At 65.5% G+C, this 557-nt stretch carries 1 pseudogene; it reads left to right on the top strand.

The annotated features are described in order from the left end of the window. Nucleotides 1-557: pseudogene (locus HW466_RS31120) on the top strand (glycogen debranching protein GlgX); the annotation flags it as partial.

The following is a 557-nucleotide window of genomic DNA, read 5'->3' as shown; positions in this document are numbered from 1 at the left end:
GACGAGGTGTTCCATGTGTTCGTGCCGGGCCTGGCGCCGGGCGCCCTCTATGGCTACCGCGTGCACGCCCCCTACGAGCCCCAACGCGGCCATCGCTTCAATCCCAACAAGCTGCTGCTCGATCCCTATGCGAAGGCGCATGTCGGCGAGCTGGTCTGGTGCCCCGAGATCTTCGGCTACACGCTCGATTCGCCCGACGGCGACCTGTCCTTCGACGAGCGCGACAGCGCGCCCTTCGTGCCGAAATGCAAGGTGGTCGACTCGACCTTCTCGTGGACCCATCCCGATCGCAACGGCCTGGCGCCCGATCGCGTGATCGTCTACGAGGCACACGTTCGCGGCTTCACGAAGATGCATCCGGAGGTGCCCGAGGCGGCACGCGGCACCTTCGCCGGCTTCGCGCACGAGCAGGTGATCGACTACCTGAAGGGGCTCGGCGTCACCACGGTCGAGCTGCTGCCGGTCCACACCTTCGTCAACGACAGCCACCTGCTCGACAAGGGCCTGACGAACTACTGGGGCTATAACACGATTGGTTTCTTCGCCGCCGATCCGCG

It is taken from the genome of Burkholderia territorii (assembly GCF_902833055.1).
Classification (GTDB): Bacteria; Pseudomonadota; Gammaproteobacteria; order Burkholderiales; family Burkholderiaceae; genus Burkholderia; species Burkholderia territorii.
Note: the sequence above shows the minus strand (reverse complement) of the source record. Positions and strands in the feature narration are given on the sequence as shown.